The organism is Gordonia sp. CPCC 205515 (genome assembly GCF_048537925.1).
In the GTDB taxonomy this organism is placed as follows: Bacteria; Actinomycetota; Actinomycetes; order Mycobacteriales; family Mycobacteriaceae; genus Gordonia.
In genome coordinates this window covers 107,193-121,931 of sequence record NZ_JBCLVJ010000018.1, presented here as the reverse complement: position 1 = coordinate 121,931, position 14,739 = coordinate 107,193, and the positions used below count along the sequence as shown (strand labels likewise).

At 65.1% G+C, this 14,739-nt stretch carries 23 protein-coding genes; 15 read left to right on the top strand and 8 right to left on the bottom strand.

All coding sequences use genetic code 11. The annotated features are described in order from the left end of the window. Nucleotides 1-32: 32 nt before the first annotated feature. Entirely contained in the window at nt 33-797 is a 765-nt protein-coding gene (locus AAFP30_RS24410; protein WP_419232630.1) for an amino acid hydroxylase, read from the bottom strand. 207 nt (nt 798-1,004) lie between these two features. Here AAFP30_RS24410 and AAFP30_RS24405 point away from each other — a divergent pair, with 207 nt between their 5' ends. The 7 genes from AAFP30_RS24405 to AAFP30_RS24375 all read left to right on the top strand — a co-directional run bounded on the left by AAFP30_RS24405 (nt 1,005) and on the right by AAFP30_RS24375 (nt 5,698). After that, complete coding sequence (locus AAFP30_RS24405) at nt 1,005-1,388, top strand: BlaI/MecI/CopY family transcriptional regulator (RefSeq protein WP_419232629.1); 384 nt, start codon at nt 1,005-1,007, stop codon at nt 1,386-1,388. Further along, a complete protein-coding gene (locus tag AAFP30_RS24400; protein WP_419232628.1) occupies nt 1,385-2,269 on the top strand; it encodes a M56 family metallopeptidase in 885 nt (294 codons plus the stop codon). Before AAFP30_RS24405 ends, AAFP30_RS24400 begins: the two co-directional genes overlap by 4 nt. A gap of 241 nt (nt 2,270-2,510) precedes the next feature. Then, the gene (locus AAFP30_RS24395; protein ID WP_419232627.1) at nt 2,511-2,834 is read left to right on the top strand and encodes a hypothetical protein; all 324 of its coding nucleotides are present in this window, start codon (nt 2,511-2,513) and stop codon (nt 2,832-2,834) included. Next, a complete protein-coding gene (locus AAFP30_RS24390; protein ID WP_419232626.1) occupies nt 2,831-3,811 on the top strand; it encodes an FAD:protein FMN transferase in 981 nt (326 codons plus the stop codon). The genes AAFP30_RS24395 and AAFP30_RS24390 overlap by 4 nt, the downstream gene beginning before the upstream one ends. Continuing rightward, nucleotides 3,811-4,371, top strand: coding sequence for an iron reductase (locus AAFP30_RS24385; RefSeq protein WP_419232625.1), 561 nt, complete (start codon nt 3,811-3,813; stop codon nt 4,369-4,371). Before AAFP30_RS24390 ends, AAFP30_RS24385 begins: the two co-directional genes overlap by 1 nt. Next, on the top strand, nt 4,368-5,465 hold the full coding sequence (locus tag AAFP30_RS24380; protein ID WP_419232624.1) for an NADH-ubiquinone oxidoreductase-F iron-sulfur binding region domain-containing protein: 1,098 nt from the start codon (nt 4,368-4,370) through the stop codon (nt 5,463-5,465). The genes AAFP30_RS24385 and AAFP30_RS24380 overlap by 4 nt, the downstream gene beginning before the upstream one ends. Next, nucleotides 5,465-5,698, top strand: coding sequence for a ferredoxin (locus AAFP30_RS24375; protein WP_419232623.1), 234 nt, complete (start codon nt 5,465-5,467; stop codon nt 5,696-5,698). The genes AAFP30_RS24380 and AAFP30_RS24375 overlap by 1 nt, the downstream gene beginning before the upstream one ends. Nucleotides 5,699-5,795: 97 nt before the next feature. Here AAFP30_RS24375 and AAFP30_RS24370 read toward each other — a convergent pair whose 3' ends face one another. After that, complete coding sequence (locus AAFP30_RS24370) at nt 5,796-6,263, bottom strand: DUF2231 domain-containing protein (RefSeq protein WP_419232622.1); 468 nt, start codon at nt 6,261-6,263, stop codon at nt 5,796-5,798. Nucleotides 6,264-6,450: 187 nt separating this feature from the next. Further along, nucleotides 6,451-7,074, bottom strand: a complete 624-nt coding sequence (locus AAFP30_RS24365; RefSeq protein ID WP_419232621.1) for a uracil-DNA glycosylase — start codon at nt 7,072-7,074, stop codon at nt 6,451-6,453. A gap of 165 nt (nt 7,075-7,239) precedes the next feature. On the opposite strand from AAFP30_RS24365, the gene AAFP30_RS24360 reads away from it, so the two are divergent. Together AAFP30_RS24360 and AAFP30_RS24355 are read left to right on the top strand one after the other, a co-directional pair. Beyond that, on the top strand, nt 7,240-7,743 hold the full coding sequence (locus AAFP30_RS24360) for a hypothetical protein (protein ID WP_419232620.1): 504 nt from the start codon (nt 7,240-7,242) through the stop codon (nt 7,741-7,743). Between the two features lie 87 nt (nt 7,744-7,830). Next, complete coding sequence (locus AAFP30_RS24355; RefSeq protein ID WP_419232619.1) at nt 7,831-8,373, top strand: putative immunity protein; 543 nt, start codon at nt 7,831-7,833, stop codon at nt 8,371-8,373. Nucleotides 8,374-8,392: 19 nt separating this feature from the next. Here the strand turns inward: AAFP30_RS24355 and AAFP30_RS24350 are convergent, their stop codons facing one another. Continuing rightward, complete coding sequence (locus tag AAFP30_RS24350) at nt 8,393-8,956, bottom strand: dihydrofolate reductase family protein (RefSeq protein ID WP_419232618.1); 564 nt, start codon at nt 8,954-8,956, stop codon at nt 8,393-8,395. Between the two features lie 186 nt (nt 8,957-9,142). Beyond that, entirely contained in the window at nt 9,143-9,382 is a 240-nt protein-coding gene (locus AAFP30_RS24345) for a FitA-like ribbon-helix-helix domain-containing protein (protein WP_419232617.1), read from the bottom strand. A gap of 123 nt (nt 9,383-9,505) precedes the next feature. Here AAFP30_RS24345 and AAFP30_RS24340 point away from each other — a divergent pair, with 123 nt between their 5' ends. Continuing rightward, entirely contained in the window at nt 9,506-10,165 is a 660-nt protein-coding gene (locus AAFP30_RS24340; protein WP_419232616.1) for an HAD-IA family hydrolase, read from the top strand. A gap of 17 nt (nt 10,166-10,182) precedes the next feature. Here the strand turns inward: AAFP30_RS24340 and AAFP30_RS24335 are convergent, their stop codons facing one another. Then, nucleotides 10,183-10,566: a hypothetical protein gene (locus AAFP30_RS24335; RefSeq protein WP_419232615.1), complete on the bottom strand. Its 384-nt coding sequence runs from the start codon at nt 10,564-10,566 to the stop codon at nt 10,183-10,185. Nucleotides 10,567-10,688: 122 nt separating this feature from the next. Then, a complete protein-coding gene (locus AAFP30_RS24330; protein WP_419232614.1) occupies nt 10,689-11,237 on the bottom strand; it encodes a dihydrofolate reductase family protein in 549 nt (182 codons plus the stop codon). Between the two features lie 114 nt (nt 11,238-11,351). On the opposite strand from AAFP30_RS24330, the gene AAFP30_RS24325 reads away from it, so the two are divergent. The 5 genes from AAFP30_RS24325 (at nt 11,352) to AAFP30_RS24305 (ending at nt 14,446) form a co-directional block, all read left to right on the top strand. Further along, the gene (locus AAFP30_RS24325; RefSeq protein WP_419232613.1) at nt 11,352-11,687 is read left to right on the top strand and encodes an ArsR/SmtB family transcription factor; all 336 of its coding nucleotides are present in this window, start codon (nt 11,352-11,354) and stop codon (nt 11,685-11,687) included. Beyond that, a complete protein-coding gene (locus AAFP30_RS24320; RefSeq protein WP_419232612.1) occupies nt 11,684-12,202 on the top strand; it encodes an SRPBCC domain-containing protein in 519 nt (172 codons plus the stop codon). The genes AAFP30_RS24325 and AAFP30_RS24320 overlap by 4 nt, the downstream gene beginning before the upstream one ends. A gap of 31 nt (nt 12,203-12,233) precedes the next feature. After that, the gene (locus AAFP30_RS24315) at nt 12,234-12,962 is read left to right on the top strand and encodes a Clp protease N-terminal domain-containing protein (protein ID WP_419232611.1); all 729 of its coding nucleotides are present in this window, start codon (nt 12,234-12,236) and stop codon (nt 12,960-12,962) included. A gap of 80 nt (nt 12,963-13,042) precedes the next feature. Then, nucleotides 13,043-13,804 (top strand): alpha/beta fold hydrolase, encoded by a 762-nt coding sequence (locus AAFP30_RS24310; protein WP_419232610.1) that lies wholly within the window; start codon nt 13,043-13,045, stop codon nt 13,802-13,804. A 27-nt stretch (nt 13,805-13,831) separates the two neighbouring features. After that, nucleotides 13,832-14,446: a dihydrofolate reductase family protein gene (locus AAFP30_RS24305; protein WP_419232609.1), complete on the top strand. Its 615-nt coding sequence runs from the start codon at nt 13,832-13,834 to the stop codon at nt 14,444-14,446. A 52-nt stretch (nt 14,447-14,498) separates the two neighbouring features. Here AAFP30_RS24305 and AAFP30_RS24300 read toward each other — a convergent pair whose 3' ends face one another. Further along, nucleotides 14,499-14,735: a DUF1059 domain-containing protein gene (locus AAFP30_RS24300; protein WP_419232608.1), complete on the bottom strand. Its 237-nt coding sequence runs from the start codon at nt 14,733-14,735 to the stop codon at nt 14,499-14,501. Nucleotides 14,736-14,739 lie beyond the last annotated feature (4 nt).

Sequence of the window (14,739 nt, the reverse complement as noted above, 5' to 3'; positions counted from 1 at the left end):
TGCGCGACAACTGGCCACGGCAGATCGGGACGTCATCGGCGAGCGCAATCCACGAGAAAATCCCGGACCTGGCCCATCATGTGGTCCACCGAATCGGCCACGTAGAGGATGGGCTGACAAACACCATCCTCGATGTCGCAGGCAACGACGTCGTCGACACGGAAGTTGCGCAATTCGGCCTCCGAATACAACTCCATCTCGTTGGTCGACGACAGGATCGCAGCACCATACGCTCGCGGGTGACCTTTCTCAGCCACCAAGCCGACCTCCATCGTGAACCAAAACAATCGCGCGATCGCCGTGGTCACCTCCGCGGAACCGGCATTGCTGGTTGCCCGCCCAAACCATCGATACAGCTCAGCGAACTCCGGATCGGCCAGCATGACAGCATGTCCGACGAGTTCGTGAATGATGTCAGGTTCCGGCGAAAACGACTGCTGGACCACCGGACGAATGTCCGGAGTCGCATGCAGGACACCCTCGGCAAGCGGTGCATAGAACAACCGGCTCGGCAGGGTACCGATGGCCGGCGCAAGTTGAAAGCCGCTCAGCGAGTGGAGTATCCGAGACACCTCGCGCAGTTGCGGAACCTGAGATGTTGGCAGCCCGACGCGTCGCGCGGCCGTTCGATACCGCGCACACCCGAATTGCACGTGCATCTCGCTGAGCATGCCGAAGACGCTCGACCACAATGCATCCTCGTCCCGGTCGTAGGCGAACATCGGTATCGACTGCCCGCGACGGTAGGCACGAGAAACGTCCTTGCGGTGGGCTTGAGCATGTCGATCAACCGCCATCTCGTGGTCCCTTCTGCAGTGGCGCAGGCTGCACAGGTCGATTCGTTGCGAATCGACCCCCCCCGGGGAGCGAACCGGCGCCCGCAACCCTCCGAGCCGACTCGACCAAACTACTACACAAACTGTAGCAGTTCCCTGCTGCCGGGTAGACTTTCACCGCATGGCCGGTGGCAGTCCGGTGGTTCACACGCACTGAGGAATCAACATATGAAGCGACGACGATCCGGAGAACTCGAGAACGAGGTGATCGGAATCCTCGATGGTGGTGACTGGATGTCGGTTGCACAGGTGAGTGCTGGACTGTCAAAGCGGTTGGCCCACACCACGGTAATGACTGCGCTCGTGCGGTTGACCGACAAGGGGCTGGTGAGCCGGGAACGTCGCGGCCGAGGCTACGAGTATCGGCTCAATGCCCCGAAGGATTCACTGCCCGCGCTGCGTTCTGCGCTGCGCATGCGCAGTGCAATGGATGAGCGGGCCGATCGAGCCGACGTGCTCGCCAATTTCGTTGCCGCACTCGACCCTGAAGATGAGGACATACTGATCCGGCTCCTCACGACTGATCTCGACGACGATGCGGGTACCGGATGACGTTCACCATCACGGTACTGGCGCCGTGGGTATTGCTGGCGATCTGCGTTGCGCTCACGCCGTGGTTCGAACGCGCATTGACGCCAATCCTGTTCACTGTCGCCATCCCTGGGACGGTCGCCGTTCTCTGTGCCGCCACGGCGGCGTCAGCGATCGCGATAGCCGCTGTCCTGTTGACGTCAGGTGAGCCGTGGCTCCGACTCATCGGCTTGGCCCTGCTGGCGACCGTGGTCTGGCGCCTGCTCGTCCTTATGCGGCACGCCGGCCGTGTTCTTGCCAGCCGTCGCGCGAACGCCCCGTTCACCCGTGCCGCGACGCCCGGCAGCGACGTGCTCGTCATCGACGATCCGGAACCAGACGCTTTCGCTGTCCCCACCGGTAAGGGCGTCGTCGTGGTCACGGCCGGTTTGTGCCGAGTCCTTCCCCCCGACGAGTTGTCGGCCGTTATTCGTCACGAACGCGCGCACCTTCGTCACCGGCACTACGCGTGGATCCAACTGTGCGAGTTCGCGGCACGCGTCAATCCGCTCGCAGATCCGATCACCCGCGCAGTCCGACTTGCAGCCGAACGCCACGCCGATCAGGCCGCCGCGCGCGGAGGATCGCGACCGCTGCTTCGGGCGTTGGCCCGCACCTCCCTCGTTCGATCCGCGCGCGGGCGCGCCCCCGACAGCGATGCCCTGCATGGCAACGGATCTGATGTTGTACAGAGGATTCGCGCGCTCACCGAACAAACCAGGCCGGCGACACCCAAACGCGGCCTGGCCGCGCTCGCGGTTGCCACGGTCGCGGCAGTGGTCATCATCGCGGGACTCGGCGACGTCGTCGAGGACTGCGTGTCTCCCGAGCCAGGAGAACCTCCGTCTGCGGTCTTCCACTGATCGGTGGCGAGCGCTACCGTCGCACGGTTTTGCTCAAAGAGGCGCGGGGAATCGCGGAGAGCCGAAATCCGGGGGGCCGGAAGCGACCAAAGCTCGCCTCACCTGCATCGCCAGTCTGAATATTGACAGCCCGCCTTCAGCAAAGCTTCAGCCACGCTGCGCATCATGGGTACACAGACCGAAGCGGCGCCGAGGATCGGATCGGCGGCGCGGTGGCCTGGCACCACAGCCCTGGAGAGACATGAACACCATCAACCACATCGCCCGCGCCCGGTGGATCACCGTCAGCGTGTCCGCTGCGGCGGCGGTTGCCACGGCGGGCATCGCCGGCGGTCTCGCCGTCGCGCAAGGCTCTGGCAGTCCGCCCGCCACCTCGACCACGTCGTCACCCCCGTCTGGCCCGTCAGCAGACTCACCGACGCAGACGCAGCGTGGCGCCGCATCCGACGGCACCACGACCGGAGGTGACTCGTCGGACGGCACATCGGGACCCGGAACCTGGCCACAGACACCGCCCCTGCAGAGCGGCGGGTGGAACTCCCACGCCCAGACCTCAGCGTCATGACGAGTGCGGGCGTGGCAGGCGCCGAACGGGTCTATTCGACAGACTTACGCGCTCTCGGCACTCATATCCGGCTTCTGGCCACCGACGCCGCGGCCCTTCCCGTCGCGCGCGCCATGCTCGTCGAGCGCCTCGACGAACTCGACTGTGCGGCATCGCGATTCCGTCTGTCCAGTGAGCTCGGCCGGATCAATGCCCAGTCGCGCAGCGCGGCAGTCGACGGTCAAGGCACGGTGAGGTTCCCGGTGTCGAGTCTCCTCGCCGATCACCTTGTGCTCGCACTGGATGTGGCCGCTCGCACCGGGGGCCTCGTCACCCCAACCGTCGGCAACGAACTGATCGACGCCGGGTACGACGACGACATCGACGTCGTACGGAGCCGCAACGAAACGGTACTGCGTGACCACCCCGTACCCGTGACTGCCGATCGGGTCTGTGGCGTCGACGGGGGCGTCCTCACGCTCACTGCCGGGGTCACCCTCGACCTCGGCTGTTCCGCGAAAGCGATGTCTGCCCAACTGTGGGCCACCGAGATCGCCGCCCGGATCGGTACCGGAATCCTGCTGGACCTCGGCGGTGACCTGGCGAGTGGCGGCCCCAGCCCACGACGTGGTTGGCAGATCGGTGTCGTCGACTGGACCGGCCGTACCCGGCAGGTGTTGTCGGCCAACGACGGTCAGGCGTTCGCGACGTCCTCGACACGAGTGCGTACGTGGCGGTCGGGAGCCACCGACCGCCATCACATCATCGATCCACGAACAGGCGTGTCCGCGGAGTCGCCGTGGGCTCAGGTGACCTGCGCGAGCACGCGGACCCAGTGGGCAAACGCAGCGTCGACCGCATCGGTGATCCTCGGCGCCGAGGCCCCGAACTGGTTGTCGGCCAGGGAAATTCCTGCCCTCCTGATTGCCCACGACGGAACCGAGACACGCGTTGGCGGGTGGCCGATGACGTCCGCTGAACGCGAGGGACCCGCTTGATGAACAGCGAATGGCTCTGGTACGTGTCCCGCGCATCGGGGATCGTCACCCTGCTCCTGTTCACGGTCGTACTCCTGCTGGGCATCGCCGGCGTCGGAACCAAGCGTGCCCGCATGTCGGCGACGGTCACCGTCACACACCGGGGTCTCGCTCTGGCGTCACTCGTTTTCCTCGCATGTCATGTACTGACCGCTGTGCTGGACACCTATGTGGATGTCGGCTGGCTAGTTCCATTCGTCCCGTTCGCTTCCGGCTACGAACGATTCGGCGTTGCGCTGGGAACCGTTGCGCTCGACATCGGTCTCACCATCATCGTCACGTCACTGCTACGGCATCGCATCCCTGAGCATGCCTGGCGCTTGGTGCACTGGTCCGCGTACGGAATGGCCCTGTTCGCCGTAACCCACTCACTGATCATGTCGAGGTCCGATCAGCCCGTTATCACGACAGCCTCGATCACCTGCGCTGTTGTGCTCGCGGTGACCGGCCTCCTACGCATCTGGCACATACGAACGACCTCGCGCACCCGCCGTATCGAACTCATCCAGGAGTGGACATGAGCAATCTGATCGATCTCGTCGCCGACGCCGGACTCTGCGGACGCGGCGGTGCGTCGTTCTCCACCGCTGTCAAGCTCCGATCCGCCGCCGACCACAGCGCCGAGCTGATCGTGAATGCGTGCGACGGGGAATGGGGTGCCCGCAAAGACGAATGGGTGATAGCTCGCCATCTCGAGGAGGTGACCCATGCTGCACAGCGCATCGCCGGCGACCGGTTCCGGGTTGCCGCACATCGCGACTCACACACTCTCCGCCTCGTGCGCGACGCGGCGTTACCTGCACTGGAAGTCCCCCGTCGGTATGTGTCCTCCGAGGAATCCGCCCTGGCCGCGCTCGCCGCGGGTGACCTCGCCCGGCCGGCGATGCGGTTTGCCCCGATCACCTCGGGGGCACGCACTGGACGAGGCGTGCACATTCCCCCGACACTCGTCCTCAATGCCGAAACCCTCTGGCGCATCGAGCAGATCGCACAGCGGGGTCCACACTGGTTCCGTTCTGTGGGTACTGCCGCAGAGCCCGGACCTCGTCTGGTCACCCTGCGAGGTGCGGTAGCGAGACCGGGAGTCTACGAATCGGCGGCAGGTGTCCCCATAGGGCAGCTCATCGAGGTCGCCGGCGGCTTGTCGGCGCGGTCGGACTACCTGTGGCTCAACGGGATAGCCGGTGGATTCCTGCCCATTCGTCTCAGTCCCCACACCACCTGGACCGCCGGAGGACTCGCGCCGTACCGACTGCGCATCGGTCCGGCGATTGTCGCTGCCATCGATGCACGTACCGATCCGTGGGACATCGTCAGCGATACGGTCGCTTACGCCGCCGGCGAGTCAGCGCAACAGTGCGGGCCATGCATGTTCGGACTACCCGCTGCCGCCGGCGAGTTGGATCGCCTTCTCAGCGGGGCATCGACAATGCGTGACCGGCAACTGTTCCGGCGCCGCCTCGGGTTGCTGCGCGGGCGCGGGGCATGCCGACACCCTGATGGTGTCGCCGCTTTCATCGAATCGGCGCTGGTCACCTTCGACCATCTTCTTCCCGGCAGGCCCCCGACCGACGCGCCGGGGTCGCCCATGAACGTTGCAGCCGGAGCGGTGTGATGGGCCTGAAAGATCGTATGGCCGGCGTCCACCCGCAGTGGAGTGACGCCCGGATCGCGGTCGACCGCATTGCGTGCGGGGGCCATGGCGTGTGCGCGATTGTCCTCAATAATAAAGTGACACTGGATGAATGGGGATATCCCATCATTCACGATGATCGTGTCGAGTCGGCCATCGGGACCGAAGCCATCCGGTTGTGCCCCAAACGCGCGTTGCGGTGGCGCCGTGCATAGGTCCTCCGCGTCGAGTTGACACGAAGCTTCCGCGATTCCCGCCGGCGACAAACACCTCGGGCGTCGCGCTGACTACAGCGCGCACGGGCGGTGGCTGTCATTTGCCCGACACCGTGTCGCCCCAGGCCGACCGAGCTCCCGAATCACCGATGCGGTACACCTGCACGACAGTGCCGATACCGACGATCACGACCAGTGCCGAAATAGCCAACACCGCAGCATTATTCAACGCGCGACCACGCGACTCACGCAGGTGGACCATGACAAGCAGGATCGCGGCGATCACCAAAGCAACCGAAACGTAGATCATGGTGTCACCAAGCTCAGTGTGGGTGCGTATCGCCGGCGTCACGTCGACGTGATGCTCGAGCCATTCACCCGCGTCGGTCGTCAACGGGGTGAGTATCAGGCACACCACCGCCAGTACCGCGCCCAACCACACGAGGTGGCGTCGCGCGGCGCGCCACAATGCGCACATGATCTCCAGCACGGCCGTCAGCGGTGCGAGCACGACGATGAAGTGGACGAGAAGGACATGGGCGGGCAACCCAGAGACTGTCGACAAGTTGAGCTCCTGAGGCCACGGCCGGGGTGCGGCGCATTTGCTCTCCTAATACTACATCTCTTGTAGTAGCACAGCCTCGCCACCGCGATCACTCGGTGGATCGATGGGTTTTCGATCTACTCGGCACAACTGCCGCGGCACTGAAGGCCTCATGAGTCGCTCGACCACTGAGCTCCGTCGCCGGCACCTACCGCGAACCGAGGTGGGCCGACGCCGCGGTCAGCGCTATACGTACCCGCGCCAGCGCAGCGGCCCGGGCCCGGGCATTGCGGGCCGACGGGTGTGGGGCGGCGATCACCGGCAGGATCCGCTGCGGTGTTTGAGCAGTGAGGCAACGCATGTATCCATCGAGAGACTTCGCGCCCAACGTCACCACCAACTCGAGCGCAGGTAACAGCGACAGAGTCTCGGCCAAGAACGGCGCCGCCGCATCGAGATCCGCGGCGCGCGGCGACGTTGCCCGACCCCCGTCATCGAGGCACGCCCACGGGACCGCGTTCCACTTGACGCACATTCGCCGATCCACCCCGACCTCGGACAGCATCTGCCGCAGCACAGGATTGGTGGAATCCTTGTTGTCGAACGAGCACATCATGGAGCCGCCCTCACCCACCGTCTTCGGACCGGGCGTCTCGAGCAACACCAACATGCGGGCACGACGGCCACCGTCGTCGGGATCGAACCACGGGACCGGCCCGAGTCGATCGACGGTCATCCACCGATCGACCATCGCGTTGAGTTCCGCGACATCGCCGGAGTGCACGCGCCCTCGCTTGAATGCCCAATCGATCGGTGTCGAAGTTGAAGTCACATCAACGACCTTGACACATCGCCGGCGACACCCCGGCCACTTGGCGGATGCTATGACTCGATTCGGGTAGTGCGCTACTCATGTGCCGTCGCTGCCGGTGGGTAAAGGTTGTCGCATACCAGGGCCACTCCGACGACCCTGCCCGCCACACGAAATGAGATGACCATGCGATGTCTACGAAGCAATTCCGCTCTGGCACTATCGGTTTCCATCGCTGCGGCACTGGCGCTTGCCGTCGGCGGATGTTCGTCGGGCAACGATTCGTCAGACTCGGGTGCCGCTCCGACAGCCGTCGCAGCCAAGGATTCGGGTGGGAGTTATTGCGACCTGTACGCCTCGTACGTGGCCAAGGGCGTGGAGAACTACAACAACGCGATGTCGATGGACATGACCGATCCGAACCAGGTGGCGCAGCAACAGGAGATCGCCAAGCAAGTGCAGGCCAACGCCGAGGTCTCGGTGCCGCAACTGGAGGCGGCCGCACCGCCGGACCAGCGGGCGCTGTACGACAAGCTCGAAGCGATCAATGACAAGGCGCGCCAGGATCCGATGGCCGACGTCGACGACGGCATCATCGAGATCCCCAAGCAACTCAATGCGTGGGCCAAGGCGCATTGTCCGGCGAAGTATCAACCGATCTTCAGCGCCTACGACAAGGTCATCAACTAGAGCGATCTGGTCCGCGCTGCTGACCCGATGCCCTATCGACCAGATACCAAGCGCCACGGATTCGCTTGGCACGTAGACTCTTCGGACGTGGCCAGATCACCGCAGTCGCTGAGCGAAGACGATCGACGGTTGGTCGCGGGCTGGGCAGCCGATTGCGCCGAGCGGGTGCTCGGACTGTTCGAGGCCGAGGCACCGCACGACGACCGTCCGCGTGCCGCCATTGCTCGCGCACGGGCATTCTCGCGCGGCGAGACCGACACCGCCGAGGAGATCCGCCGTCGCTTCGTCGGTGGTGTGCCCGCCAGTGAGTTGACCGTTCCGGCCGCCGCCGCGGCCGCGAGAGCAGCCGGGCAGGCAGTCGCGGTGTGCCACATGGGTGCACACGCGCTGGGTGCCGCCGCCTACGCGGCCGACGCGGCCCACCTTGCCGCGCACAGCCCCGATGCCGGCGACGACGAAATCCGTTGGCAACTGACCCATATGACGACCGAGGTGCGGGCCGCGCTGCGCTCCCTGCCGCCGGTGGGGACGAACCGATCGGGGCCACTCGGCATGGGGCTTCTCGCCTCAGGTCGAATCGGCGCCAATGTCCGCCGTCTTCAGGAGGGTCTCACGGCGTCCGACGCGTAGGGCAGCACGGGCCGATCCCTCAGCGCGTGGTCTCATACCTGGTCAGCAGCACGCCGCCGGGAAACGTCCGGGTTTCCACCAGCCGCAGGTTCACCCAATTGTCCAGAGCGGTGAAGAACGGTATGCCGTCGCCCACCAGAACGGGATGGGTGACGAGCGTGTACTCGTCGATCAGCCCCGCCCGCATGGCCGCGCCGGCGAGAGTGGCACCGCCGATGTCCAGGGGACCTCCCTCGTCGGCCTTGAGCCGGGTGATCTCGGTGATCGCGTCGCTGGTGACCAGGCGCGTGTTCCAGTCGACCGGGATGTTCGACGAGGAGAACACCACCTTCGGCATGTCCCGCCAGCGGCCCGCGAACTCGATGTGCGCCGGTGTGGCGCCGGGCTGTTGGTCGGCGGTCGGCCAGTGGGAGCTCATCCCCTCCCACAGCCTGCGGCCATAGAGCGCCAAGTCGGTCGCCCCCACGCGGTCGGACCAGAACTGGAAAAGTTCGTCGTTCGATGTGCCCCAGCTGAGGTCGTCGCCGGGTGCGGCGACGTAACCGTCCACGCTCACGCTCATCGCGAAGGTCAATTTGCGCATGTCGTCGGGCTCCTGTGAATCGTTCCTCAGCCGTCAGACTTGATGATTCCACGGATTGAGAATGTCAATCCCCAAGCCCGAGAAATCGTCGACATTGCGGGTAGCGAGTTGCGCAGTGTGGTGTCCGCAGATCGCGGCGATCTGTGCGTCAGCCATACCAATCGGCCTTCCGAGACAATTGGATCATCAGACTTCGGCCACCTGCGGCATGTCTCTCCGCTCCGGAAGTTCGAGGGCATCGGTATCGGATCCAGCAAACCGCCTCCGGATTCTGGTTCCCATACCCACTTCGTCTAACGGTCGACCCAGCACGTCGCGCAGTATCATCCTGACCTCCGCTTCCATGGATCGCCCGTTTCTGGCAGCACGCAATCGCAGAGCCGCCTTGGTGTCGTCATCGAGATCGCGAATCGTCAACGTTGCCATGGGGCGACACCTCCGAGTAGTGACTGCAATGCTTTCAATGCTAGCCGGGCAGAGATGGCCTTCGCCGTCTAAACGGCCCCATCTGATCCACTTTCAGCCGCGCTTGCCCGATAGGCTCCCCACATGACCACAACCCACGCTGCCGCACTCCTCCTCGACATGGATGGAACGCTGGTCGACTCGCACGCCGTGGTCGAACGGCTTTGGCGCGCTTGGTCGGTCGCTCACGGCATTGACCCAGAGCACACACTGTCGGTCATTCATGGCCGACAGGGCCAAGACAGTATGGCGCTCTTGCTGCCCGACCGTCCGCAGGAACAGAACCTCGCCGAGAATCGCGAGCTGCTCGCCGCCGAGACCCGCGAACTGGACGGGGTCGTCGCGCTGCCGGGGGCCGCGGACCTGCTCGCCGGCCTGGCCGGACTGCCGCACGCGCTGGTCACATCGGCCACTCGAGAGCTGGCGGCCGCGCGGATGGGTGCGGCCGGCCTGTCCATGCCTGCGGTGGCGATCACCGCCGAGGACGTCACGGCGAGCAAACCCGACCCGGAGGGATTCCGCATCGCAGCAAACGAACTCGGCGTCGATCCGGCCGACTGCGTGGTCGCCGAGGACTCGGCCAACGGGATTGCCGCCGGACTCGCCGCGGGCATGCGGGTCATCGGGGTCGGCCCGCACGCCCCAGCCGCCGAACCGACGTGGATGGTCGCGACCCCGGGCGGCATTCATGTTGCGCGCGCGGCGAATGGGAGCGGCATCGCGATCACCGTCGACAACGGTTGACCAAACCGGCTACGCGCTCAGCCGTTCAGTAACGCCTGCATATCGAACAGTGACTCGATCGGTTCGATGAATTGGGTGAACGGCGCCGACACCGCGTCGGCGTCGGCACCGCAGGCATACGCCTGGGTGTCTTTGACGATGTCCCCGTCGTCGTTCACGGTGACGCCGTAGGTGGAACCGCCGGTACAGCCGTGTGACGCGACATTCTTGCCCGACGGGAGTGCATCGATCCGTGATGTCAACGCCGACCACTGCTCGGCGTCAACGGGTTTCGTCTCGGTATGCCGCGGGGGCGTGGAACCGTCGACGGTCCCGTATCCCCCGATAGCGAGGGTGGCGTTCCCGTGCTCGACGACGATTCGATATTCGTCGTGATAGTCCGGCGCGGTCGAGGGTCCCACGTAGGTGTAGGTGATCTGGGTCGTGGCCTGATCGAGCGATGACGAACTGTTCGAGGTCCCACAGGCGCCGCACATGGCGACGACAGCTGCCGCTACTCCCCCAAATATTCTGCGCACCAGCACTAATTGCCCCTGGGCACGTACCGCATCGCGACGGCACCGGACTCATACTCCACACGGCTCACCAACCGCAGGTCAAGGCTCCGTGACATCCCGGCGAACAGCGTCGGCCCGTGCCCGACCACTCGTGGTTGCACGACGAACTCGTACTCATCGATCAACCCCAACTCCGCCAACGCCATCGGGAGTTGCACGCCGCCGGTGGCCAGCCCGTTGCCCGGTTCCTCCTTCAACGCCCGAACCGCCGCCTCCAGGTCACCCTGCACGAGTTCAGAGTTCCAGTCCACACTCGTCAAAGTGCTTGACACGACGTACTTCTTCGCCGCATCCATCGTGTGGGCGAACGGTTTCATCCAGTCGGGCATGGCATCCGACAACGGCAGACGCCACCCCTCCTCCATCATCTGGTAGGTCACCCGACCGAAGAGCAACGCATCAGCCTGCCCAATGCTCTCCTCAGCACGACGATGCAGTTCCTCGTCGGGAATGATCTCCCGATGGTCGCAGCATCCGTCGAGGGTGACGTTGATCGAATATCGCAAGGGCCGCATGCTCTCAGCGTCGTGAGCGGACATGGCCCCGTGGCCCGTCATCATTCGAACGGCCCACAAATCCGCTTCGGAAATACTTTGCTTTCCGGCAAAGTATGAGTAATACTTAGCCTCATGGTTTACCATGAGGAGGCGCTGGACGACATCTTCGTGGCGCTGGCCGAGCCGACCCGACGGCAGGTGATCCGACGCCTCGGGACCGGTCCAGCGAGCGTTGGTGAACTGGCGCAACCATTTTCAATGACCTTGCCGTCATTCATGAAGCACGTCCGGACCCTGGAGTCGAGTGGCCTGATCCAGACAACCAAACACGGCAGGGTGCGGACGTGCACCCTGAACCGCGAACGCCTGGCGCTGGTCGACGGCTGGCTGGCCGACCAGCGCAGCCTCTGGGAATCCCGCACCGATCGCCTCGAAACCCTTGTCACACAACCGAAGGAGCCGTCATGACCACCCTCGCCGTCGATCCCCGACTCGACCTCACCATCGAGCGCGTGATCCGCGCTCCACGGTCCGCCATCTGGCGCGCCTGGACCGACCCGACCCTGCTCGAACAATGGTGGATTCCGGCTCCGATGGTCGTCCGGGTGGACACCCTGGACGTCCGCCCCGGCGGCGGATTCGTGACACGCATGAGCGAGGACGGCACTGAGTTCGTCCCCCATATCGATTCGGTGTTCCTTGTCGTCGAAGACGAGCAGCGACTGGTATTCACCAACGCGGTCAGCAGTGCGTGGCGACCAGCGTCTCCGCAACCGGTGGCGATGACCGCCGAGATCATTCTCGACGAGCACCCCGACGGCACGGACTACCGCGCGATCGTGCGGCACGGAGATCCCGCGCAGTGTGCCCGACACGAAGAGCTCGGCTTCTTCGACGGGTGGGGTTCGGTCACCGCGGCGCTCGCCGCCCTCGTCGAACGTGGCGCCGGACGTGACCCGAACCCTGCGTCAACCCAGGGTTGACGATTGCTTGGCGTCAACCTAGGGTTGACGCATGTCGGAAGAATCCAAACCCCTCATCAACGTCCGCCTCGGCGACCTGATCGACGCCATCTACAAGGTGCACGACGATCCACTGGAACAACTCTCCGATGCGGTGGTGGCCGGCCAGCATCTCGGCGATCTGGCCGACTCATTGATCGGGCACTTCGTGGATCAGGCACGTCGCGCCGGCGCGTCGTGGACCGAGATCGGGTCCAGCATGGGCGTCAGCAAACAGGCGGCACAGAAACGCTTCGTTGGGCAGACACCCAGCGCACCCGACCCGGCGGCGTCGAATCCGTTCGCGCGCTTCACTCCTCGCGCCCGCAATGCGGTGGTGACCGCACACAACCTGGCGGTGGCCGAGTCGTCGTCGCATGTCACGCCTGCGCTGCTCACCCGTGGCGTGTTGGCCGAGGACAAGTCGCTCGGCGTCACCACCTTGCGGACTCTGGGTGTCGATATCGACACAGTGGCGCAACAGCTCTCACCGCAGGAGAACCCGGCGACCGGCGCCGAGCCGACCGCGTTCGTCCCTTATGACGACCCCGCGAAGGCCGTGCTCGAGGAGACCGTGCAGACCTCCCTACGTCTCGGGCACAACTACGTCGGAACCGAGCACCTGTTGATCGCGTTGTTCGCCGATCCCACCGTCGGACCTGTCCTCACTGCAGCTGGGGCGCAGTCGAATTCGTTCGAAAAGGCGGTGACCGATCAGCTGGCCGAGGTGACCGGCGAGTGATCGGTCGGGCGCGGCACCGATGATTTCTGGTGCCGCGTCGAGTCATGATCTGTACCGACCTACTACCTGGAGGCGCAGAAATGACGACGATCGAGCTCTATCACGAGAAACACGGCTCCCCCGGACGGCGGACTCCCCTACTCCTGGTGCACGGCGGGGCCGGCACGATCGGCACCAACTGGACGCACGCGATCCCGACGTTCGCCGACGACCGGCTGGTGATCGGCGTCGAGCTGCAGGGACACGGCCACACTCCGCATTCGTCGCGGCCCTACACCTTCGACAACTCGGCCGACGATCTGGCCAGGCTCGTCGCTGACCTCGGCCTCGACTCCGTCGACGTCATGGGTTTCAGCAACGGTGGCCCGACGGTGCTGCGGTTCGCGTCCCGCCATGCCGGCCGGACGCGACGGATCGTCGTCGCGTCCGGGTTTGCCCGGCGCGACGGCATGATCGACGGATTCTGGACCAACTTTGACGCGCCGGATATCAATGACATGCCGTCTGAGCTGGCCGAGGCCTATCGGGCGATCAATCCCGACCCGGCCGATCTATGGCGGATGTTCGAGCTGGATGTCGCCCTGATGCGCGGCTTCGAGGACTTCGACGATGCGGAGCTGTCGGCGATGCAGGCACCCGCGCTGTTCGTCGGCGGCGACCGGGACGTCGTGCGGCCCGAGCACACGGTGTGGATGGCGCAGGCGACGCCGCATGGCCGGCCGCTGGTGCTGCCGGCCGGGCACGGCGACTATCTGGGTGCAGTGGATGCCGGGGAACTCGATGCGCCACTGGCCCAGGCGTCGCTGACTCTCATCAAACGATTCCTCGACGAAAACGATTGATACACAACCCAACCGAAGGAGAGCACGATGGGTAGGGTCATCGCGTCCGCGTCGACGACATTGGACGGCTTCATCGCCTATACCGATCACACGGTGGGCCCGATCTTCGACTGGTACGACAACGGCACCACAGAGGTCCCTACCGCGATCGACGGCTGGTCCATGCACATGACCGCGGAGAGCGCGGCCTATTGGCGAGCGTGGACCGCCGACCTGGGCGCACTGCTGGTCGGAAGGACGCTCTTCGACGTCACCGACGGATGGAAAGGCATGCATCCCCTGGGAGTTCCGGTCGTCGTGCTCACGCACACGCCGCCCGTCGACTGGCACTATCCCGGCGAGGAGAACTTCACCTTCATCACCACCGGCATCGCCGACGCCGTTGCCGCAGCGAAAGAGATTGCCGGCGAGCGGACCGTCGGAGCCGCCGCCGGCACCATCGCCCGGCAATGTCTCGAAGCGGGGCTTCTTGACGCCGTGGCCATCGATCTGGTGCCGGTGGTGCTGGGCGAAGGACGCCCGTACTTCGGTGCGTTCTCCGACGGTCGCACCCGACTGTTCAGCAACCCGGTCACCTGTGTGCAGGGTGACCGCGCCACCCACCTGGTCTTCGACGTGGTGGGGGTGGCGGAGGGCGGATAGCGGGTCAGCAGTCGGCGAGCGGGGCCCTTCGACACAGGGAACAAAAAGGGGCTCAGTCTTCGGGCAGTTCGGCGAACGCCTTCTTGGTGCTCTTGTACCAGCCCATCCCCTTGATCGGGTGCTTCCAGCGGCCCTTCATGTCGTCGAGGGCGGGCGTGTGCGCGGTGTCGCCGCCCTCGACGGCCGCCCGCAGGTGCTTGTCCTGGGCCTGGATCACCTCGTCGGCGGTCTCGCCGCTCAGTGCCAGGTCGCAGGGTCCGCCCAGTTGCTTGCAGGTCATGGTCTTCATCTCG